This is a genomic window from Cupriavidus sp. P-10 (assembly GCF_003402535.2).
Taxonomy (GTDB): Bacteria; Pseudomonadota; Gammaproteobacteria; order Burkholderiales; family Burkholderiaceae; genus Cupriavidus.
The window spans coordinates 333680-355909 of sequence record NZ_AP025174.1; the positions used below are offsets into that span (position 1 = coordinate 333680).

The window sequence follows — 22230 nt, forward strand, 5'->3', positions numbered from 1 at the left end:
CTCTTAATGTTGGCTAGGCGCTATTGTTCCGTATCGCTATCATAGTACGCAACATCATGCGGCCATTTTCGGCCTCGAGGGCGCGCCTTCGGCGTGCTCTTCGCTCCAGGCGGCGTCTGCGCCGTGCTGCGGCAAGAGCCGCTTGGCTTTGCCGGCAGCGACATACAGGGCCTGCCCGCAGGGTCCAGTCAGCGCTTCGATCACCGGCTCCAGCTTGTAGAGCGGGACGTCGACAGCCATCCAGGTCCTATTTCCCCCGAAGTCCCCAGTCAGGGCGGTGAGGGCCGTATTGGTGTAGATGCTTCCCCCAGCCGTCTTCGTACCGGGTGCGACCAGCTGGAAGCGCTCTGGATCTTTCCCATTAAAGACGAGTTGCACCCCATTCTTCGGCTCCAATGCGGGATCACCGACGAGAAGGACATTGACACCTTCCGCGCTGGCCCGCTCCACGATTGCCGCAGCCTGGCTCTTCGAGAGCGCCAAGGGTTGGCTCTCCAGGTCCTCGCGCGTAACGCGGCCATACATGATCACGGCACGATGGCGCTCGCCCTTATCGTCCACGAAGATGCCGGCGTTGCCGAAGCGGTTCTGTGCTGCGAACTGGGCTGCGGCGAACATGTTGCCCATGAGCACATACCGGCTGAACAGAATGCGCCCCGGCTTTGCTTCGTCAAACGCAGGGAATGGATCATTCTGTCCAGGCGCGAGTTGAGCCAGGGGCGTATACATTGGGTCCCCAAACAGCTGGTTCAGCGTCAGCGTGATAGCCGTGGCCGAACCCGGCACAACCACCTTCACGTCATACTGGCCGAGCAGATGCGCGGCTTCCTTCTCTTCAGGGGGATCGAAGTGCATGACCATGCCTTCACGCGCCTCGTCTTCCTCCCCAGTGAAGCGGATCAGGCGGCCTGGCATCACGCGCGGCAGGTTCTCCCGCATCCAGTCTCGCCGCAGTTGCGAGAACTTGATCGGATTGGACTCGCTGGCCTGCAGCGCGGCCTGAACCGACTCAAACTCCGTCATCGAGCGCAACGCTCGCTTCTGCACATGGTCGAACGCAGCATTCACGTCGGCCATGAGCTTCTCGGGCGCTAGTGCCCAGCGATGCGCCTCGCTGACGGCATACTGGTTCTCCTTCAGTTCGAATCGACCGTCGTTCTCCACGAGATGCTGGCGGCTCCGCGCGACAGCCGCACGCATGACCTCGGCACTCAGCGGAATGACCTCCTCTTCCCACTCGACGCGCGCGCAGTAGGTCGGACGGTCGAACACCGAGCCCGACTCTGTGCCTGGGCGGAAGACGGTTTTCTCGACAATGCGTGCGCCCCAGTCATACACCGACGTCTGGAATGGATTGATCCCTTTCGCCGCCATCTCCTGCAGCGTTTCCGCGTAGCCGCGTGATAGATCTGCATACGCCTGTCGCTGCTTCGCCACCGGCAATAGCGCAATCCGGCCAGTTAGCTTGTTCGCGAAGTACGCTTCATCGTCGCTCGGTGTCTCCTCCTCAGGATCAATATCGAGCAGCGCCGCAATATCCGGATTCTCCATCAGGTATCGCTTGCAGATCTCATTGCCGACCTTGTTCAGGATGTCCGGTACGTCCCGCATCTCCGCCTGGTTGTTACGGTTCGACTGCGTGTTGGCCGACAGCTTACGCAGCTTGGCGTTCTGCATGGCGAGTGTCCGCGCCTCCGAAGGAAGCGGCGACACAAGTGTCGTGATGATCGGATCGCATACCTGACCGCGGCGGTTCACGCGCCCAAAAAACTGGACACGTTCTGCGACATTGTTTGCGATCTGCAACTCGATCATTTCGCGCTGTCGTTGGTCCGCGAATTTCTCGCTGGCATGAAGCGAGAGTCCTGTCGCCCCGGCTCGGGTAATGGCAACAGCGTCCCTGGTGCCGTTGTTGAACTCTTGGATCGTGCGCAGTCGCTCGTCCGGACGGACAGTGACAATCATCCTGTTACGATCACTCGGGTCTACCCGGGTCTCAAAGCTGCGCCCGGAGATCTCGCCAGCCGAGTAGCCGAGCGCCTGGATGCGTTCCCGCACCGTATCCAACGGTGAAACAGGCAAATCGGGTAAGTCATCAATGCGTGCGCGCATCGATGCGAGCATTTCCTCGATAGCCTCCCGTTCTTCGTCAGTCTCCGCCTGCTGGAGGACGTGCTCGTAGTGCCCAACGCCATAGTCGTCGCGCACGTAGATGTATTCGAGCTTTGCGGCCACCCGTCGCATCACGTCCCGGAAAGTCACACGCTGGATGGTCGTTCCATCACCGCCGATCCCCATCATGCTGGCATCCGTACTGTCCGGATCAGGGGAGTCGTTCTGCTGCAGCGCTTCTTTGAGCAAGGCTTCGAACGTCTGTTCGACTACCAGCACCGGTTTGCGGCCTTCGCGCAGCGCGTTCGCCGCGGCCTCAGCCGCATCGTCAACCTTGATCGCAAGGCTGAACTGCCGCAGGATGTTGTAGAGGCGCGAGCCGAAGCTCTGGTAGGAAACACCCATGCGGTTCCCCTTCCGGGCGGCTTCCGGCAGCTTCTCCAACTCCTTCTTGATGGCCTTGTTCATCCGCTTCGTGATCCGGGTTACGTCACCGGAGAAGTAAGCCATTTCGCGCAGAGCGGCGCTCAGAGAATCGGCCCACGATTCATAGTCGGCGGCATTCTTGCTCGCGACCACGGTGCGGAATTCCAACTTGGACAAGTCGTGTTCGCGACGGATGAAAACGCCCTCCTCCGCCAGCATCGCTGACAGCACTTCCTGCAGAGGCTCCCCACCGACTGCCAGGGTATCCGCGAGACTTTCCACCTGTACGCTTTCGGGGAAAACCTTGCGGTACGCGCGCATGTTTTTGGCACCCTTGGCATACGTCGCGCTTGAGTAGATGGCGGCGTCGCAATACTCAGCTGCGCGCGCAATGTTGTCGGAGATGTTCGAATCGCCCGCGGCAACGTGGGACTCGTCCAGGATCATGACGCTGCCCTTGACGCCATCCGAGATCCAGTCTGCCTTCTTGCTCTTTATTGCCTCGCGGTTGAACTGCGAGTAGGTAGCGAACATGATGTTGTAGCCGGCGTCGCGCACTGACAGCTTGGCGTCCATGATGCGCTGCAGTTCGCCGGCCTTCGTCGCTTTGATCTCGACTTTGTTGGTATCCATGTTGCGGATGGGCTCGTCCGCATTCAGGATCATCGGACGGAACAGATCTTCGGTGCCGATGTCTTTCAGGTCGCGCCAGAAGTCCGAGAAGAGGTTCGCCTTCTCCGTGCAGAACGTAACGGCCTTCCCGTTGAGTACGGCATAGCGCGCAATGCCAGCCAGTACGCGCCCCTTTCCTTGGCCCGTCTGGTCCCCAAGAATGAAGCCGCGCCCTTCTTCGCTACGCTTGATTGCCAGCGCGATGGCGTCTACTTGTTCTGCAGTGAACGCAATTTCGAGATCTTCCGGCGTGAAGTCGAGTTTCCGAGCGACATAGCTGTCGACGCTCTCGCCGATTTCATCGGTTAGCTTTGCCAACGCCTTACGCACCGGTTCAAGCAAGTTTCGCGGCGTCATTGCGGTGGGCTCGCTGATCTGGGACGCGGGCACGTACGGGGCCTGGTACTCGTTCTCTTCCTTCGGCGAGTGCGCGGTCTCCTCTGCAGCTTCATCCGGCTTCGTCCCATCGTCGCTGGTCAGGTCAATGGCCTGTGCCGGGAGCGCTTCGGCTTCGACGTCCTCGGATTCCACCTGGTGGGCGTCCGTAGCGTCGTTATCGACCGGCTCCGCGCCAGCGAGTTGCGATAAGTCGGCAGCCTTTTGGGACAGACGGTCGGAAAGTACCTTTGCATGGGACCACAACGAATCCCACGTATGGAGCACCGGCAGCGTGTCACCAAGGCGGTACTCCTTGGTCCGCAGCGCCTCCGAGGCCTCAGCGTCGGTACGCCGACGTCCCACCGTGACCATGCGCACGGGGTACTCCGACCCCTGCTTCCGATATAGGGCACCGTTCAGCTCAACTACGTCCTCCAGCTCGTAATGGTCGGACAGCCACGCGAAGAACGCCTTGCTGCCCCCAGCAATCTTGCCGGGGTGCACAAGACTCTCGCGGTCCGCGGCGATGATGAATACCCCCCGGCCGTCCGCCCTGCGCCGTTGCAGCGCCTTGATTGCGATGAGGTGGTCGATGCGGGTACAGCGCAGATCCTCGACTACGACAGACTGCTGCAAGCCGCCGAAAGGCGGGTTCGCGATCACTCGGTCATAGTCCTTGCCTCCGCGCTGGCCAATGCCGACGAAATCGCCCTCGATAACGGTGATCGGCTTGCCGTTCACCTCGCTACCGAATCGGGTCTGCTCCGCCCTCTTGGGATCGATCTCTACGCCGGTAACAGCCACGTCCGCGGGAAAGAGAGCGACCAGGCTTGCGTTGCCGATGGTCGGCTCCAGGACCGTTTCGCCCGATGTGGGCGCCAGAATCCTCTGCGCCGCTACCGACATCGGCAACGGTGTGGAGTATTGCTGATTCTCGACACTGGTGGACGTGCGGAATGTGAAGACCGGCTGCTTGTCGCTCAGGGAAACTGCGTGAGCGAAGGCCTCATCGGTGGCAGAGTCTGCAGTGCGAGTGAGTTCGCGCTGCATGGCGGCTTCAATGGCTTCTTGTGCCTGGCGTAGCCGGGTATCGGACGCAGCTAGCGGCTTCTCAGCGCCGAATGCTGCTTGCGCAAACAGCCGCAGATCCGCTTGTCGCATGTTCCGACCGCCGAGCATCTCCTGAATAAATCCGTCTGCGCAGAACTGCAGGCCGGTGTCGTCATCGGCACGCAGCCACTCAGCACCGCGGGCACTGCGTTCGTTTGCGGTTGCGCCGGCTGCGATATAGCAGCGGTCCTCATAGACCTGGGAACCTTGATACCGATAGAACCGACCGGATTTGTCTTCGAAAACGGGGTGTCCAGCATGATTGACGCCGAGTTGAAGTACGTCACTGTCGGCGCGGCGCTTTCTCGGCTCAGCATCGTGTCGCGTGGACTTCTGCGAGGCAGTCTGTGCCTTCGCCTTGATCCAGACCCGCGACACTTCCATGTCCGCGATAGCCGCGCGCGGGAAGATCTGGCGAAGCGCGCGACTGTTCAGATCAGCACCCTCTCGGATCAGCGTCTTGCCAGAGGCGGATGCCACGAAACCAAGCGCCTCCAACTCCTGCCACTGCTGCGAACCCGAAGAAACTCCGGCAACGATGAGGTGGGTAGTTCGGTCGTCCGCCTGATATAGCGCTAGACGCGCGTTGTGTGCGGACAAATCAAGCCAACGCATTGTCGGGGAGCTGGACATAGTCTTGGAAAGCAGGAGTTGATGCAGAAAAAAGGCCGCCCGCGGGCGGCCCAGAAGGCGAACCTGGTATTACATGCGCATGCGCGAGGCGGTCTGCGTGGGGGCAGCCGTCTCCGGCACGACGTCGTGCAGGTCGAAGTCCTCTTCATCCTCGAAGCCGGCCTCCGCACGAGTGCCTTCGCTCAGGTCGCGCGCCTCCGCCGTAACGCTATGGCCAACGTAGTTCGCCGTGGCAACGTCGCGCGCATGGAACAGCTGCGGCTTGTTCGACAGCGGCTCGGCCATGGTGAAGACCTTGGCATCGTTGGGCAGTCGATGCAGCACCAGGTAGGACTCGGCAAAGCCGGTTTCACTTTGGTCTTCGCGATCCAGACGATACGCGCGGTTGGCAACGTCCAGCTTGCCGCCATTCTGCTCGTAGCCGGCTTTGGTCTGGCTGCCCATCGACAGCGAGGCCAGCGGCATCACTTCGACATTCAGATCCGGGTTCGCGGCGAAGCCGGAAATCTGCTTGCCAGTCGAGGACTGCAGGAACCGGACGGTGGCTTCGTCAAACGGCAAATCCGAATACTCACCGCTCTCCTTATTCTTGATGCGCGGCACTACCACTTCCACGGCCTTGCTGACCTGGCCGTCGCTGAGGCGGATCAGTACACCGTTGCGACCGCCCACTTCATTGCCATTGCCGCCGAATGCCGACAGAATTGCGCCCTGCAGCTGCTCCCCCGACTTCACGACTTGCGCCATTGCCGGGTTGATCACCGTGACCGTGGCCGAGGCCGGGGCGTTGTCACGGTAGATCACCGGATCGACGCGCGCCATGACGGAGGGATGCACGACCGTATGGCCGGCGTACTTCGACGCCGAAACCAGCCACCCGGCCTGCACCATGCCTTCGGCATCGGTGAATGCGCGCTGCACGATGATCGTGCCGCCCGGCTCGGTCTTGGCCTTATAGCCCTTCATGACGTTCTTGCGGACCTCGTCATTCGGCAGGCTGTCGATGACGCTCGAGATCTCGCCAGGCTTGGCATAGAAGTCCTTGATCTCAGCACGAGGCGCCTTCAGGGGTGTCTTGCCGGTATACGGTCGCAGGTAGACGCAAACCTCTTCGCCCGTGTCCTGGCGAATGCCGGTGATGAACGGCTTGCCCGCGGGGTCACGCTTGTAGCCCTGGACTTCCATGGAGAAATTCTCCGTGGGGGGCAGCTGACGACGCGCACCGGTCTGCTCTTGGAACGAGTTGAGAATGGACATTTCCTGCTCCTGTGTGCTAGTTAAAAAGAAGCCGGCTTGCGTGCAGGCTTTCGGGTGATTTCCGTTGCCGGAAGTAGCTTTGTTTCAGGCACGTCGCGAATGGACGTCACCGAGGACAAACGGGTATCGAGCATCTCCGCCACGTCACGTCGCAGGGCTTCTCGAACGCTGGAGATCTGCGGGCTGCGGGCGATCAGGAAGCGCAGATCACCGGCTTCCGATGCTTCGACGGTCAAGGCTCGCAGTTGCAGACTGGCGCTGCGCAAGCGCTGCTCAGCCAGATGCGAGCGAAGTGCGGGTTCGATGGCCTTGAATTCGGCATACGCGGCGTCGCCGAGCAGCTTGAGGAACGCAGCGCGATCTGCGAGTTCCTGCAACTCGTCTTTCGCTGGGTTGGGTAGCTGGTTGACCGCAATATGTGACTGCCAGTAGTGATCGTGAACGCGGTCAATCTCTGCCAGCATTTGAGGACTCAGCTTGACCTCGGCGATGCCGGCGTGCGAGTCCACCGCGAACAGACCAGTAACGCGGCAACCCGACGACCTTGCTATCAGCGCGTCCACATGCAACTGCACTGCCTGTTCGTACCCCTGCAGGTCCGTGCGAGAGATCATGACTACGCCGTTACCAGGCATGCGCGCCATCACGCTGTTACCGGGCCGTAGCATCTGCTTCGCCAACTTTGGCCTCACCTGCTGGCCAAGACCTGGGGCCGGAATGGCGTTCAGGCGGTTAAGTGCATTTTCCTTTTCGCCTTCGATCCACTGCGCTTGCCCGACGACTGTCAGCTGAGCAGGAACCGCGAGCAGCAGCTTTTCTGCGCAGATCTCGCGTGCAGTGCGCCCTTGGTGCGGGATGCTATTCAGTTCTTTTGCAAGAACAGCGACTTCGTCGTGGGAAAAATGGCTGGCCCGAACGGCAGCTTGAAGGAGGGAGTCAGGACCATGCCGGCGCTCTACCTCTGCCGCCCATTTAGGGAATCGGCAAGCGATGTCATGCCAATGCGGAAGCTCTGCAAGGACGGCAAAAGCCGTCGCTCGTGGATGCATGGTTGCGGCTCAAGTTGGTTGCGTATCAAAGGAATGATACGTAACGTAGCGGCCGCATCAAGTCGTTTCTGACATTGCCCGACTCGGATTTTGCCTAGCCAGCAACGGATTTTGTGCTATTCCGCTGCATAGGCCATTAATTTGTGACCCATGGCGCAAGAAAAAAGTTGGGCGATACCAACGCGATTCGGCATTGCCCCAACAGAAGGCGCCTCGGAAGCGCCTACGCTGCGTCGCGCAAGCCCATGCTTGGCGTCGCGTCGGTCGGCGCGTGGTGCGCCATGGGGTGAGGAGTATGCAGCGCGAAATGCTCTGCGCTTGACCACGTCCGTTTCTGGACGGCGGGACTGCCGGCCACGAGAGAGAATGCCGGAACGTCTCGCGTCACTACCGAGCCAGCAGCCACGACGGCATGCTGCCCGATGACCACGCCTGGACAGATCACAGCACCAGCGCCGATCCACGCATGATCGCCTACCGTGATTGGCCTGCTGAACGAGTGCGGTTCGTTGTGCCGAAGGCGAGGGTCGACATGATGCGTGTCAGTGCAGAACTTTACGCCGGGTCCCACAAGCACATGCTCGCCGATGCGAACCTCCGCACCATTTAGCACGACGCACCCACTGTTCATGAAGCTACGGTAGCCAAGGAGGAAGTTTCCTGAGGTACCAGCGTGGAAAGGCCTGGCAATGCTGGATTTGGCGTGCACTGCCGGGAAGGCCCGTCGCAAAATCCGGTGGCGATGACTCCGCGAGAGCCATGCTGAATTGAAGAAGTGGCATGCGGTATCTGCGGAGATCCGCCTGCGCAACAAAAGAGCCAGATACAGTACGAACGACATATGCAAATTGACGCTTACCGCGCCCTCAAGAAAAGAGCCGCCCGGTTGCTTCTCCGTGCGACTCTCGTCTCTATCGGCATCGGTCTCTAATACTTAACGCACATATACATATGGTTGCCACCCTCCACCAGCACCTCGGTTCTTCCCCATCCCCCCGGACATGCCATTGGGCCACTGCCCCAGCCTATTCCCATGCATGAAACAGTAGGTGCCCCAGTGTTCCACTGAACCCCGCAAAGGGAGCCAGCCGGTGGGTCGCTGCCTCCCAGCTTTTTCCAAAGACCGTTCTGGCAGCTCAGGAGCGCCCCCGGCCCATCCCGACCGACAAGCCCATTCGGGCCACAACCCCAATTTTCATTCGCGATCCCGTCGATCTGCATATACTCGCCCGAACGAACTCGCCCCCATGACGAGATGTATCCGGAACTCACGCTGCCGTCCGCTTGAAGTGTACCGGGCGTCCAAATGTTCTTGCCGTTGTACGCACGAATCCAGCTGGGGTCGCTCATATACCAGCCGCCTCCCCATTTCTCCCAATAGATACCGCCGTCATTGCGGGCGCGGAACCACCCGTTCACGTAACTTTCGTTCGCCTGTGTGGTGTTCGCGTATACGTCTCGCGTGTAGATATCCCTGGACGACTTGATATCCGCTGCGTTGCCATTTACGTCCTGAACATAGAAGCCGCCTCCAGGCTGGGAACGAACTGCCGTGTTCTGGGTGTCGCCATAAAAGTAGGTACTACCAACACGCATACTGTTGGCGTTGCTGGAACCGGGAAGGCTGGCAGACTGTGCATCGAGGGCGTTGACGTTCGCGATGTCGTGACGAGCACCCGCGGTATCTCGCATGTTCAACGTGCCCATCATCGGCAGCGAACCATCCCGCCGCAGGAATTGCTGCCAGCCCAGCGTGGCGTAGCCGACCTGCATTGCCAGCGTCCCGACCTGGGAGCCCATGGGATTGGCTTGATTCCACTGGCCTCCGAACCCAGAAATCGTACCTGGGCTGAGATCGTCCGAGAAGCCGCCATCGCCGCCGATAGCCGAAATCGCTTCGCCGAGGCCTCGACCGTATACACCACCGGTCGCGGGGTCCGTCAATGGACCGGCCAGGTAGACGAGACCGTTCACATCGCAAGCCGGTGGCGTACAGCCGGATGGCACGCGCTGGAAGCGAAAGCGGTATGGCAGGTTGGTCCAGCCCGTGTCTGCGAAATTCTGAATCGGCAGACCAATGGCTTTCAACTCCGCCATCGTGGGCTGATATGGGTCCGCCACGCCTGGAATGCTTGGCGCAGCCTTCTGCAGCTCGTTGTAGTAACGCAGGATGTACTCGTTGCCGCCCGCGTTGCCGATAGCCTTCAGGGTCTCGCCCTGAGCCTCGAACGCGTTAGCCAGCGCATCTTGACGCGCTGCCCACATACCTGCAGACAGACCAATTGCCAGCAACGTCGATGCGATCAGCATCTCGACAATCGTGAAGCCACCCTGGCCTTTGCGGGTTTTCGAACGACGGTGCAGTCTGATTCGGTGCATAGTGGTCCCTTACGGGCGCATCTGGGATTGAAATGCGGCCCGCCCAAGCAGTTGAGTGCTTGCCTGGCGTCGCTGTTGATCGATTGCCGTCGCGAGCGTTTTCAGATCCGCCGCAGAATCCGAGATGATGTTTGCCACCTCCTGCGTGACACGCAGGCATCGCACCATCGCACGCTGATTCTCCAGCTTCTGATGGACCACAGCGCGCAGGTTTTGCCCAATAAGGCTGCGCGCGTAGGTTTCGCCGCCGCGCTCGGCGAATGCGATCAGCATCTCAATGGCCTGTTCCATCGTGGCCGAATGAATGGTTGTGATGACGAGATGGCCGCGCCCGATCAGTCGTGCTAACTCGGCTGCCGCCTCTTCATCAAGCACTTCGCCGAAGAAGAACATCGAACGAGTCTCAGCCGGGAACTTGCGCATCGCGCTGGCCACCTCGGACTTGAAGCCAGTGTTTGTCGCGTCCACCTGTTCGCAGTAGCCGTCACCATGAAAGCCCTCCAACTCCTTCTCGACAGGACTTTCGACAGTCAGGCAATAGCCACCGTAGCGCGCCAGCCGTTCCTTGACCGTTGCGTAGGCCGTCGTTGTCTTGCCAGACCCTGTGTCGCCGGCAACCAGGATCAGACCGCCTTTGCGGAAGTCCTCGTCCAGGAGGAGCTGCGATGCCTCGGCCCCCAGCTTCAGCTCCCCAAGATTCTGGACCACTTTCGGCGAAAGCCGGAGTGCATATCGACCTGGTCGAATCCGTTCGCCTCGGAAGAAGAGCCGACCGACAGGAAAAGACAGACTCTTTACGGTGCTATCGCCGACTTTTTGCTTAAGGACTTGCGCGATAGCGTCGCGCACCGGGAGCATCGACTGCGGAACCCGGGACGGGATGGACTGCGCCGTTGCCTCACCATCCCGCAAGGGACGAAATACCACAGTCTTCTCGATGTCATCGAGATCCACATGCCAGTCACGAAAGCTAGAAGCCTCAAGCCACAGCATGTCATCGATGGGGAAGTCGCCGTTCATCACCGTCCGTTCTCCTGATCCGTTTTCAGCCCGGCTTATGCCTTGCCGATGGTGTAGACGACGGTATTTGCCACACCGCCAGCTGCACAGGCCGTGCCAAGCGCCGTCATGTCGGTCTGCGCGTTGTTTGCCTTTACCGAAGTGCCGCCCACCGTGACAACGCGCACGTTCTGCTCCACGCCAGGGATGACGTCCGCGCATTCCGCCTGGGGAACCTGCGTGAAGGACAGCGTCAGGGCATCGTTTGCCGACACGAGAGTCGCAGTACCAACGGTAACGGTACCGCCCCAGCGGTTTTGAACCGTGGCGCCGACGACCCAGGACTGCGGAAAAACACCCAGGTTAATCAAGCCTGCCGTGGTTGCGCCGGCGTAGTTCTGTCGCTGCGCGTATTTCTGCTGGATCGCAGTAATGATGGCCGGCAACTCCTTCATCTCGCGATTCGCGCGGTCGTTGGACATGTAGTCCGAGACACCCTTATAGATGCCGGCAATACCGAGAGCCAGCAGCACGGCAGCAATCAGCAGCTCCACCAGGGTGAAACCGCCCTGCTGCTTGCGAATGCTACGAGCGTTGATTTTGCGGAAAGTGCGCGATTGATTCATGAGAGTGCTCCTTTTCGTTGGAAAGTACGTTTCGCCGCTTAGCGGCGGTGCTGCTGGTGATTGAGTTGGCTCTTCATTGCACTGGAGAGATCCTGCCCAGTGCGCATCGTGCCGAGGATGAGATAGCCCACGACTACCCCCATGATCAGGATCATCGTGATATTCAGCCTGTATGCGCTTTCCTCGACTTGTTGCCGGGTTTCGTCCATCCCCTCGATGCCTATCCGCTTCATGACGGCAGGGAAATCGCTGCTACGACGGCTACTGTCGATGAGCCGGTTGGCAATGGGCTGCGCAAGGACGCCAGTGTTGAAGGCCTCGCCATGCGAGCGCGAGGCTCTTAGACGGTTTTTAGCGATCTTCCTGATGTGCCACCGCAACCACGGACTGGAACGCTTCTTCAGTTCATCAAGGGTCGCGTCGATGCCGACGCCTGCCGCCAGCATCGACGCGACAGCAACCAGAAACTGGGCTGCGTAATAGTCACGGAACACACGGTAGAAGACCAATCGGTCTGCCTTCACCCGATAGGGGCCTGTCCAGTTTCGGATGGACCAGACATACGCCCACACCCCCACAGCAACCAAGGCCGCGATTAAGATCCCGTAATGGGTGACTGCGTACGAGATGAGGTACAGGGAGTAGCCGGCGGTCCCCCACTTCTCAGGCGGGGCGATGAGTGAGAACACCGGCACCACAAGCAACGAGAGGACAACCATGAAGACAACGGTGATGGCAAGCGCAATGACTGGCACAGTGACTGCTTTGATCAGTACGTTGTTCAGCTTTCGTTGTGACTTGATCGTGACCGCGAGGAACCGAAGCGTCTCAGGCAAGCGGTGCAACGTGAGGTCTTGTGCTGAGATAATCATCAGATCCATCTCGGGGGCACATCCCTTCAACACGTGGGAAAGTCGACCACCTTCTGCGCCTGGCATGTCCATTCGCCGCAGCCATTGCCTGTACAACACGGCGAGTGGATCCTTCTGTGCCGCGGCGCGTGCGGCCAAGGCGCTGAAGTATCTGGCCATAGCCTCCCCGTCCGCAATGGATTCCGCCAGGGAGTCATAGAACTTCTCCCTAGTCTTGCGGAACGCGCGCACCGCGGCGCGATACTTGATCTCATCGATAAGTTCTTGGAGTGCCATGGTGCTTCTCAAATGATCTCGAACCGGTCGAACGTTTCGAAGGTTTCTACCGTCCGCGGATCAATGCGTCCGAGGTACGCCTTGTACAGGGCATGCTGGAATACGGTCTTCCCTGTCATGTTTGGCGAGTCAAAGCGCCCGTCCCAAGAGCTACGCCAGATCCGTTCCGCGTCGAAGATGTCCCCTTTGCGGATCTTTTCCAGAATTGCCCGGGTCGGCTGCAGCATCTCCGCCACCACTTCGACACCTGCGACTCCTGTGTGATTACATTTGTCGCACCCATGCTCGTTGCGCACGCGCATTTGAGTGGTATCGAGGCTGAACCGATCCTGCAGAAACCGCGCGAGGTCAGGCAACTGTTCGTCCACGGGCTGCTTGCAGTCTTTGCAGAGGGTTGGCACCAGCGCTTGATACACGATCAAGTTCCAGAAATTCGGCATAGTCAGCGTTCCCAGAGTGAACCCAATCGTCGGATCAACCAAACGATTGAAGACACCGAGCACGGAGTCTGCATGCACTGTGAACAGGGTGAGGTGCCCTGTTTCGTTCATGATCTTCGCCGTCTGGCCTGACTCAACGCACCGTACTTCACCGATGAATACCGCATCCGGATCTTCACGGACCAGCCGCCGTTGCACGTCTCGCCACGCATCCGGGGTCGTTTCCTGAATGGTCTTCTGGCGGGCCCCGTGAATCTTGTATTCCACAGGGTGCTCGACAGTGATGATGTTTAGACGGTGTCCGTTCAGTTGATCGACCTGCTCCAAGAAGTATTTGGCAGTCGTGGACTTTCCGGATCCGGTGATGCCAGAAAAGCTCACCGCCCCCTTGCGCGCACGCATCGCAGAGAACAACAGGGCCGCCTGGTCATCCGAATAGCCAGCGCCTTGCGGTGAAGACCAGTCGGTGGTCTTGGAGAACAGATAGCGCAAGTAGACGGTGAACCCACCGAAATTCGGCGTGCCCGTATAGCGGATGTTGAAGGCTTCTTTGCCGTTGTCATACGGCACCATGCATTCAAGATCGATTTCGGTGCTAAAGCCCGCATCGTTATTGGTCTTGTCGGCATGCAACTTGTTGTAGGCGAACGCCACAGCATCCTTCACCGTGTCAATCGGATGGATGCCCTTGTCCGCGGATCGTGGGGGTATCAAATCTCCGTTCACCCGGTACAGCAAGGATCCAGTCCGGTTTGCCTCCTCGAGCAGAACGTGCAGGTCTGTCGCGCCTAGCTCCAGCCCCTGGTCGATCATCTCGTTCCAGAAGATCTCTGCGGACGTCAGCCCTTCCGTAAGGACGCCGTTGCTCGTATCCAGTGTGGATTCGGTCGCATACAGCTGAGCGATTAACTCCTCCGGAGCGTAGTAGTAACCGTCGATCCGGATGCCGATAGCTTTGAGCTGCGCCGCCATGGAGCGAACCAACGACTTTCGGCCTTCGTGGAAGCGTGGATCGACGTAGAAGTTTGCAGACTTCTCGTTACCCAAGGCGATACAGCCGCGCCGAAAGTCGTCTGTGACGCCTTTTGCCAAATCGCTCTTCCTCCCCGTATGGATACAACGATACGTAGGAATCTCGGCAAAACTGCGTACCCACTTATGCTGCTCGGCAGCGGGCTGCGCGGCTTGCTTCGCCGCGACTTTTCGCTTGGCCACCGGCGCGACTACAACCGGCTTCTTTGGCCCAAAGCCAAGGAGGTTCGCAATGGCGTTCATCAGCGTGCTCTCGTGCCGCTTAGCGCTTGGCAGCGCCAGCTGCCATGTTCGTCAAAGCCTGCGCCAAGGGACTGACTTGCGTCGGGGTCGGTGCGATGATAGGCGGCAAGGAAGAGCCGAAGCCAGTTGGAGGTGCGATGCCGCGCGATTGCGTGGTTGCGACCGTTGCGGGCTCGGACAAGTAGACGACATGACGTGTGACCCCCTTGGCCTTCTTCTTGCCTCGGGTGAAGTTCACTCTTTGCGAAGTAATCGAGTCCACGTACCAGCCCGGCATGACTTCATAGCCTTCCTTGACCGCGGTGGGCACGCCGCCCTTCACGGAAACATCGGCAGTGAGCTTTCCCACTTCACCATACACGGCTACCACTGAGACGTCCTCAATGCGTGGCTTGGTGTCTTCCCCCACAACTTGCGTCTGGACAGGGGCCGCAGCGGATTGCGTACCGGCAGCTGGTGCGTCTACTTTCGCCTTCGACTCCGCTCGCTTCTTCGCAATCTCATCAGCCATCGCTGCGCGCTGCTCGTCTACAAGATCCCGCAACGGCGCGGCCTGTGCGACCGAAGCGCACAGCAGCACCGCGGAGAGAACCGCGACCGGCTTAGTCTTTGACATAGTATTTGCCTTCCAGATTGAATGTTGGCCCAGTGCTATCGGACCCCAGCGTTACGCGCGCAAATGTCATGTTGCGAGGCAACAGCGACGCGATCTCCGTCGCAAGCGCGAGCGGGCCTGTATAGCTGAAGGTGCCAGCACGAACTGGCGATTTGATGGATCCTGCAGGAATGGCCGGGTCCGCCCCGAAAATCTCCGTAGGTGTGAAGGTGTATTGGACGCCAATTAGGCGAACGTCCTGCGAAAAGGAACCGGTGTCCTCCATGAAATGCTGCATGGTGGGCAAGCGCGAAGGATCGAGGAGCGAAGGCGGCGCGTTCTTCGCAGGCACAGTGAACGACGCTCCTTTTCCATCCAGAGACGCGGTGATTTCCCTTCCACCCATCGCACTCTTGAGCGAGAAATTGTTGCCGCCGACGTTCTCCCATGCGTAGGTGCAGCCGCTTGCCTCACAGACAACCTGCTTCATCATCCACCCGCCTTCGTACACCTCCTGATTCATCGCTGATTCGATGAGAGGCGGCGCGGCCTCCGCGACCGGAGGGCCGGCTGTTGAGAGAGCCGCTGCGAGGCTTGCAGCATACAGCTTCTGAGGATCCTGTTGCTTGGCGCGCGCCGCCAAGCGAGCCGCCCTGTCACGTTCCTTGCTCCAGGTCGAGTAGCCGTATCCCGCGCCGACCACAGCAAGCAGTGCCACAAGGAGCAGTAGCTTCGGATCGACGCCACGCGACGCTGGCGTCAGGGTAGCTCCCTTGATGTCACCCTCTTTGACCAGGTCTGCTAGCGGCAGTGGGATGCTGTCAGGCAGCAAGTTCCCAAAGAACTGGAACTTCGAATCGGTCTGCGCCAGGATGGATTCGGCTGCGGCCATTACCTCCGCCTTCGAGCCACGATAGTCGCCACCTGGGAAGGGAACACCGTTCTCAACGACCGCCATATGCGCCGAGTCGCCACGGAATTCCGCCCAAAGTAGGTTTGTCCCCGCGTCCGGCATCGTCGCCAGGAGGATTGCAGGCGATACCAGCTTAGCGTTGCGCGGGATCGTGCCGGCAGCGACCAACGAACGCCGGTCATCAGCTGGCAGCAAGCCGTAGAGGACCTCCACCTGGCTTGCCGCGCGAACGCTATGCGACGCGTCAAATTCCTTGAACAGTTGACGCGCCTCCGCCCGTTCGCGGTCGGTGTCGCTAAGCGGGTGCCAGCTTAGACCGAAGACGGCCAGTGCGTCGCCCACTGGAACAATGTGCACAGACATACTCTCGCCTGCCTTAGATTGCGCCTTCGGACAGGACCGGCGTCACCAGGATGACCACGGCTTCGCGATTGGACGTGCCGTTGATCGACCCACCCAATCCGATAGGCGCGCCGGATGTCAGCGTGCGCTTGTCGTATTGACCCGCGCTGCGCTCATAGCCTGACAGCACGAGCGTTTCCCCAGGTCGGATCGCGACTTTCTGCAGGAAGTCAGTCGAGGAGATCTCCGGTGCCTGGATCTTCTGATCGCCAGATGGGACGTCCACGAGCGCCGTGAGATCCGAGATACCGAGACCAAACTGCAACAGAATGCTGTTGCTGTCCAGGACAGTCGGCAAAAGATTCAGCAGGAAACCGGTTGTCACCGTACCAGGTTCCAGACCCGGCGTACCCCCGGCACTGCCACTGGCACCTGCAGGAGCAGGCGTGACCTTCGCGAGATAGGTAGTCTGATTCGTGATCGCGACCGGAACGGGTTGGCGATTCAAAGTCATTGCGTTCGCGGTTGTGACCACGCTCACGCGCCCGAAGCTCGACAGCGCTTTGAAGAACGCCTTCGAGCCGCCCCATCGCGCCTGCGAGGCCGACATCGCGCCATTCGTCGGCGCGAGAATCGATACGCCGAGGTTCGCTGCGTTGTTACTGACAAGCGACGCGGGCGAGGAGAAGCGCAAGGACCACGGCACCAGATTGGAGACTTGATTGAACACCAGATCCCAGTCGACACCGAATTCCTGACCGTTGTTCAGCTTGACGGACAGGACTTCCACGCGCATTGCAATCTGGCGCGTGTTGGCAGCATTCTCGTGATCGACAATCTTCGCCACCTGGTCGACAACATCTCGCGTATCCGTCACCGTGATGGTGCCCGAGGCCTGCGAGATCGCGTACTTGCCTGCGGGGGAGATCACCGACTTGATCGCGTCCTCAACCGACTCCCAGAGGCTGAACTTTGAGTTCATCTCGATGTTCGTCTGCGAGTTGTAGCCCGCGCTCGACTGGGAGTTTGTCGACCCCACAGCACCAGCTTGCGTCTGGCCTTGCTTGCCGATGGCCGACTTGAATGTCGAATCACCTGGAATCGCTTTGAGGGTGAAGATCTTCGTCACCAGGCGATGCAGCGAAATTACGCCCTCTCGATATTCCCACGAGATCCCAGCGCGAGCAGACAGAAGATCCAGAAAGCCACTGACTGGGCCCTCGTAGTTCATTTCATACTCGGCAAGGCCGGGGTTGAATGCCCCGCTTGCTGACAGGCCTGTCGCCAGCAGCGACGACTGATTGCCCATCGTTTGAGGCGCGGGGAGCGGTGGCAAGACAGATCCGCTGCTCGCGGTAGTCGTCGGTGCAGTTTGACGTGCGGTCTGCGCGATGGCATTACCACCGGTCACAAATGCGGTGGTGGGCAGGAGAACGTCGGGCTTCACGCGGACGGGAATTCCAGTTACCTGCGTCACGCGCTGGGCGACAGTCTCAATCCCAACTTTCCCCGGAAACTTGAAGGCGTAGCGCTTGCGAAACACCTCCGGGAGGGTGAGATCTGCCTGAAGAGGCAGCGCCTTACCGCCAAGCCAGGCCCCACTGCTCTTCTGGACCAACGGCACATTGCTGGTCGTCGTTTGGGTGAGGACCTTGTTGCTGTAGTCGGTGACGGCGTCGCGGTTCGCCATGTATTGGCTGTCGACATTCTGCTGCAATGTGCCGCAAGCGGCGAGAAACAGCGGGGATGCGGCAAAGAGCCTGCGCACGGTAGGATTGATGTTCACTTTTCGCATTCCTTCTTGTCGCCGTAATGGAGGATACGGACCACACGATTTCCTTCGTACATGCAGCCCAGCAGCGGGAATTCGCTGGTCCGCAGCGAAGCTGTGAATTGCTCCACCGCGTCTTCGAACGTGCCACCGAATGCAGCCTCGAGCTGCACCGGGAAGTCGTACTTCACTTCCCATGCAACTTGCCAGCCGGCGTCCTTCGCCCAACGCATCAGCGACTGGCGCAGCGTGAGGTCGCTTGCGCGCACTTCCCATCTCGCTGCCGCGGGCACTGCATTGGCAGAGCCTGGGCCCGTAGCGCGCACCTTCTGCATGCCGAATGTGATGGTTTGATTGGTCCAGTCAATCGTGGCAACAACACCAGGCAATTGTGAAACCACCTCTCCCATGACTACAGGCCATGGCTTGCCGCCAGACCAACTGACGGGCACGTTACGGCTTACATCCGCGTAGTCTGCGTGAAAAGCCGTCGGCAAGACTGCAGGGACTACATCTGCGAGCGCCATGGCCGAGCCCTTTCCTCGCGCCTCCTTAACACTTGCCGGTCGTGTACCAATCTCGACAAGACGACCAGCTGTAGCGCGTGTCTCAGAAAGTTGCTTTCCGGGGCTTTGGTTCGACTCGGGTTGCTTGGCCTCTGCGGGCTTGCTCTCGCCAGCAGGCGTCTGGGTCGACGCAGCAGGAGTTGGCGCTGCGGGTGCAGATTCATTGATGAAGCCGGCCATGGCCCCGCCGCTACAGAGCAGACCGCTCGCCATCAGCGCTGCCACCAGGTTCTTCTTATCCATTTGCTCTGAGATCCTTCAGTCAAAGAAGCGGCGGTGTACCCACCACCCGCGAGAAGCCACACTCCTGCCACGTAGCCAGTGCCGAACCGCTCTCAGGAACACGGGCAATGTGTAGCCGCGTGTCTCCATGAGTCGAAACATCACAACAACAATGAACGCGACGCTGAACGTCCACACGCGCATGTGAAAGAGCGCGAAAATGAGCGGAAAGAACGCGCGCGCATCGATGGATGCAATGCGAGGCGTACGAGCTGCATCACGCCAAATCGACTTTCTGCCACTCATGCGTTTGCCTCCCCTGCGTAGCGCTTGTAGGCTTTCGCGTCGATGCGCCCTGCCTCCAACAACACCTTTAGTCCGCCACTCATGCTTTGATTGCGCTCTGCGACCTGGCGGCGCAGGTAGCTGCCCCAACTCGTGTAGTCCATTTCGCCCATCTCGGCGCGAATCGCATCATCGAAGTACAGCCATTCGCGGACAGCCAAGCGGTCGCCATCCAGAGTCGGCACGAGGATCTGCACGACAACGAGACGGATCGACCCCAGCAGCTTGGACGCCACTGCCGAATGCTGCGCGGGCGGGAAGACCTGAATGGCGCGGCTGATGGTTTCTGCAACACTATCGGTGTGCATGGTCGCGTAGGCGCCGTGCCCCGTGAGGGCGGCCTCCACCAGCGTGCCGATGGTCTCAGCGTCACGGGCTTCGCCAATACCGATGATCGTTGGCTTGCATCGCATGGCATTGCGCACGCCAGCTGCGAAATCCGGAATGTGGCGGCCAATCTGCATTTGCCGAATGCGCGGGCCATTGTTCTTCACCTTCGTATAGAGGAACTCGATGGGATCTTCGTAGAGGAGGATCTTCGCGTCGCCGACGTGCTCAGAGCAGTGGGCATAGAACGCCGACATCAACGTCGTCTTACCAGAACCCGTCGGGCCGCAGATCAGCACCAGGCCGCGCGGCTGGTACAAGTTTTCCTCGATGCCGGCAGGCAGGCCGAGCGACGGCATCGCGACGGGCGTTTCTGGAATCGAGCGCATGGTCACGGATATGCCGTCATCGGAGTCGCCAATCTGGCCACTCGCGATGTTCACGCGATAGCGAAAGTTCTCGCGCGCAATGGTGAAGCGATATGGGCGGTCAGCATCACGCCCGCCGCGAATAACGCCAATCAGGTCTGCTCCAAACGCGCCGCTCAACAGCGCCTTGATCTCTTGGTCGCGCAGAGGACGAGTGCTCGCCTTGCGCTGACGGCCTTTGATCTCGACCCAGGCGTAGTCATTGGTCTGCAGGACGATGTCGGAGGCGCCCTTCTCAGAGCAATAGCTGAGAAAGGACTGGCACTCGCTTTCGGAGAAGTTCGGAGCCAGATCGAACGGCTGGATGTAGTCGTGCGTCATTTCGCCGCTCCCGAGGCTGGCAGCACAGTTGGTTGCCACTTTTTGGGGTCGGTAATGAAGCCGCCCGTATCCGTGACCCGCATGAGCGTGTCACCCAAACGCAGCTCGTTGCGGTCTCCGCTCACCACACGAGGGGCCACCGCGACGGTCGGCTCAGACACCATGCCGTTGTTTAGGAGATACGAGTACCGCATGATTCCAATGAAGTCGCGGTCCAGCCTGGCGAGGTTCCGCTCAAGAATCTCGTCCGCCAGCTTCTGACCATGAGCCCAACCATCGGCGACGTTCTTCTTCCAGAACGCCTTTTCCGCGGGAGTTTTTGGCAGTGCCGACGACACAGGCATCGGTACGTCCTTGGTCAGGCGCAAGCCCACGAAGAGGTAGTCGCGCCAGGAAGGTGGAGTCGTTACTGGCTTCGCCTTGACGACGATCTTGTAAATGCGGTCGGCCACACGGACCTGCTCGTCGGACGACTGAACGGCGTCCCGGGCTTCGGTAATCACTGGCGGCAGGAGCCCATTCTTGGTGACGTACGCGGAGAAGCGATATTGCCTGTCAAGCACATAGGCGCGCTTTTCCAGGTCGGCCACCAACACCGCGCAACGGTCAGCCAAACCGGCCTGGGACCCCATGCTCCGTGCGGCCTCGCGCAAGATCGCGGCGCGAACCGGCGTCACCTCAACGTCAGCGGGCACGGTGTCCGCCGAAAGTGAGGAGATCTGGTCCAGCGACATTTGCGCAATGGCTGCCTCGCTTGCAAACACTAGCGCGGCAGCAAGCGGCAAGAGCGCCTTGGGGTCAATTCGCACGGTAATGAACTTCCAAGGACTGCTGACGAAGGATGACGTCCCCTCGCCCGCCGAGCTGGACGCCGATGTTCTCCAGCACCGCGACAAAAGGCGTGTTGACTGCTTCAATCGCTACCGGGGACGGCACGCGACGGCCCTTGATATCGAAAGTAAGCCCCTTCGCCTCAGCCATCTTTTTGATGACGTCCGGAGCGTCGCCGTGCCATATGACGGTGACGAGGTCGCCGTTGATTTCGACCTTACTTGGCTTCTGGGCCGGCGATGTGAGCGCACCAGCGCGCGCGATATCAACTAGCATGGCGTCGATCTTCTGAGCGGACGCAGTCAGCTTGGTGTCGAGCATGCGGGCCGTTTCATCAACAGCTGCCGGAGGTGTCGCGCAGGCGGAAAGGCAGGCCGCTACTGGCAACGAGAGCATGTGAGGACGCTTGAACATCATACGGTTATGCTGGTCCTGAAAATTTCGTATCGATCATATCATACGGAATTTCGCGTTCAAACAAAAATGTGCCTCGTATGCATGAGTCGCGATGGCCGTTACTACTAGGCATGGAGTGGTTGTTGAGCGGTTCGAGTGGGCGTTGCGGGCTCTGTCGTGGGCAGCATGGTCCGGACGAAGCTCAGCGCGAGGCCGGGATCCGTACGAGTTATGGAAGAGCTAACCCGAGTGTTGGGTGCTACTGCTATCGGGCGCATCAGTGCCCCATGGGGCTTGTTGAAATGGCTGATCTAAGAAGCAACAACATAGAGCTTCCTGGGGCGAGGCGACGTTTCACCCAGTTTGGAATGTATGTTTGGGTTTACGTTTACGTATACAGCTTTAAAAGCGTTTACGAGGCTAGAAGTGTTGCCGGAGGCGGCTTAGCGGGCACCTTTCACCCAGTCTAGAATGGCTATTCACCCAGTATGGAATCGCTGCATGGGTAGATATCGCCCAATCTGGAATGACTGTTCACCCATTCTAGAATGGGTAGCAGGATGCTTTCACCCAATCTGGAATCTGAGCGAGAAGCTGCGTTGAGATACAGGCGACCTTTCGCCCTTGCCCACCTTGTCGCATTGGGTGAAATGGTGCAACATAGGCGCC

Annotated in this window: 18 protein-coding genes; 1 reads left to right on the forward strand and 17 read right to left on the reverse strand. The window is 59.7% G+C overall.

The features are described from left to right. Nucleotides 1-54: 54 nt before the first annotated feature. From CTP10_RS41070 to CTP10_RS41550, 4 genes are all read right to left on the reverse strand, one after another. A complete protein-coding gene (locus tag CTP10_RS41070; RefSeq protein WP_158577684.1) occupies nt 55-5178 on the reverse strand; it encodes a strawberry notch C-terminal domain-containing protein in 5124 nt (1707 codons plus the stop codon). 222 nt (nt 5179-5400) lie between these two features. After that, nucleotides 5401-6588, reverse strand: coding sequence for a hypothetical protein (locus tag CTP10_RS41075; RefSeq protein WP_147316235.1), 1188 nt, complete (start codon nt 6586-6588; stop codon nt 5401-5403). 20 nt (nt 6589-6608) lie between these two features. Next, the gene (locus CTP10_RS41080) at nt 6609-7637 is read right to left on the reverse strand and encodes a hypothetical protein (RefSeq protein ID WP_116321307.1); all 1029 of its coding nucleotides are present in this window, start codon (nt 7635-7637) and stop codon (nt 6609-6611) included. Between the two features lie 223 nt (nt 7638-7860). Beyond that, the gene (locus tag CTP10_RS41550) at nt 7861-8082 is read right to left on the reverse strand and encodes a hypothetical protein (RefSeq protein WP_411860315.1); all 222 of its coding nucleotides are present in this window, start codon (nt 8080-8082) and stop codon (nt 7861-7863) included. On the opposite strand from CTP10_RS41550, the gene CTP10_RS41085 reads away from it, so the two are divergent. Further along, a complete protein-coding gene (locus CTP10_RS41085; RefSeq protein ID WP_233528223.1) occupies nt 8050-8247 on the forward strand; it encodes a hypothetical protein in 198 nt (65 codons plus the stop codon). The two genes, CTP10_RS41550 and CTP10_RS41085, sit on opposite strands and share 33 nt — an antisense overlap. A gap of 317 nt (nt 8248-8564) precedes the next feature. Here CTP10_RS41085 and pilV read toward each other — a convergent pair whose 3' ends face one another. The 13 genes from pilV to CTP10_RS41145 are packed head-to-tail and all read right to left on the reverse strand — an operon-like array spanning nt 8565 to nt 21582. Then, nucleotides 8565-10016 (reverse strand): shufflon system plasmid conjugative transfer pilus tip adhesin PilV, encoded by a 1452-nt coding sequence (gene pilV, locus CTP10_RS41090; protein ID WP_116321309.1) that lies wholly within the window; start codon nt 10014-10016, stop codon nt 8565-8567. 9 nt (nt 10017-10025) lie between these two features. Continuing rightward, complete coding sequence (locus CTP10_RS41095) at nt 10026-11036, reverse strand: ATPase, T2SS/T4P/T4SS family (RefSeq protein WP_116321310.1); 1011 nt, start codon at nt 11034-11036, stop codon at nt 10026-10028. A 35-nt stretch (nt 11037-11071) separates the two neighbouring features. Further along, on the reverse strand, nt 11072-11641 hold the full coding sequence (locus CTP10_RS41100) for a type 4 pilus major pilin (RefSeq protein WP_116321311.1): 570 nt from the start codon (nt 11639-11641) through the stop codon (nt 11072-11074). A gap of 38 nt (nt 11642-11679) precedes the next feature. Beyond that, nucleotides 11680-12789 carry a type II secretion system F family protein gene (locus CTP10_RS41105; protein ID WP_116321312.1) on the reverse strand — a complete coding sequence of 370 codons (1110 nt, stop codon included), beginning with the start codon at nt 12787-12789 and terminating at the stop codon, nt 11680-11682. An 8-nt stretch (nt 12790-12797) separates the two neighbouring features. Further along, the gene (locus CTP10_RS41110; RefSeq protein ID WP_116321313.1) at nt 12798-14504 is read right to left on the reverse strand and encodes an ATPase, T2SS/T4P/T4SS family; all 1707 of its coding nucleotides are present in this window, start codon (nt 14502-14504) and stop codon (nt 12798-12800) included. 19 nt (nt 14505-14523) lie between these two features. After that, entirely contained in the window at nt 14524-15120 is a 597-nt protein-coding gene (pilP, locus tag CTP10_RS41115; protein ID WP_116321314.1) for a type IV pilus biogenesis protein PilP, read from the reverse strand. Beyond that, complete coding sequence (pilO2, locus tag CTP10_RS41120) at nt 15107-16375, reverse strand: type 4b pilus protein PilO2 (RefSeq protein ID WP_116321315.1); 1269 nt, start codon at nt 16373-16375, stop codon at nt 15107-15109. The genes pilP and pilO2 overlap by 14 nt, the downstream gene beginning before the upstream one ends. Nucleotides 16376-16388: 13 nt before the next feature. Further along, entirely contained in the window at nt 16389-18140 is a 1752-nt protein-coding gene (gene pilN / locus CTP10_RS41125) for a PilN family type IVB pilus formation outer membrane protein (RefSeq protein ID WP_158577686.1), read from the reverse strand. After that, nucleotides 18137-18934 (reverse strand): toxin co-regulated pilus biosynthesis Q family protein, encoded by a 798-nt coding sequence (locus CTP10_RS41130; RefSeq protein WP_116298459.1) that lies wholly within the window; start codon nt 18932-18934, stop codon nt 18137-18139. Before CTP10_RS41130 ends, pilN begins: the two co-directional genes overlap by 4 nt. A 15-nt stretch (nt 18935-18949) precedes the next feature. After that, complete coding sequence (icmT, locus tag CTP10_RS41555) at nt 18950-19219, reverse strand: IcmT/TraK family protein (protein WP_116321316.1); 270 nt, start codon at nt 19217-19219, stop codon at nt 18950-18952. After that, nucleotides 19216-20334: a type IV pilus twitching motility protein PilT gene (locus tag CTP10_RS41135; protein ID WP_116321317.1), complete on the reverse strand. Its 1119-nt coding sequence runs from the start codon at nt 20332-20334 to the stop codon at nt 19216-19218. The genes icmT and CTP10_RS41135 overlap by 4 nt, the downstream gene beginning before the upstream one ends. Continuing rightward, nucleotides 20331-21143: a type IV secretory system conjugative DNA transfer family protein gene (locus CTP10_RS41140; RefSeq protein WP_116321318.1), complete on the reverse strand. Its 813-nt coding sequence runs from the start codon at nt 21141-21143 to the stop codon at nt 20331-20333. The genes CTP10_RS41135 and CTP10_RS41140 overlap by 4 nt, the downstream gene beginning before the upstream one ends. Continuing rightward, entirely contained in the window at nt 21133-21582 is a 450-nt protein-coding gene (locus tag CTP10_RS41145; protein ID WP_116321319.1) for a DotD/TraH family lipoprotein, read from the reverse strand. The genes CTP10_RS41140 and CTP10_RS41145 overlap by 11 nt, the downstream gene beginning before the upstream one ends. Nucleotides 21583-22230: the final 648 nt, after the last annotated feature.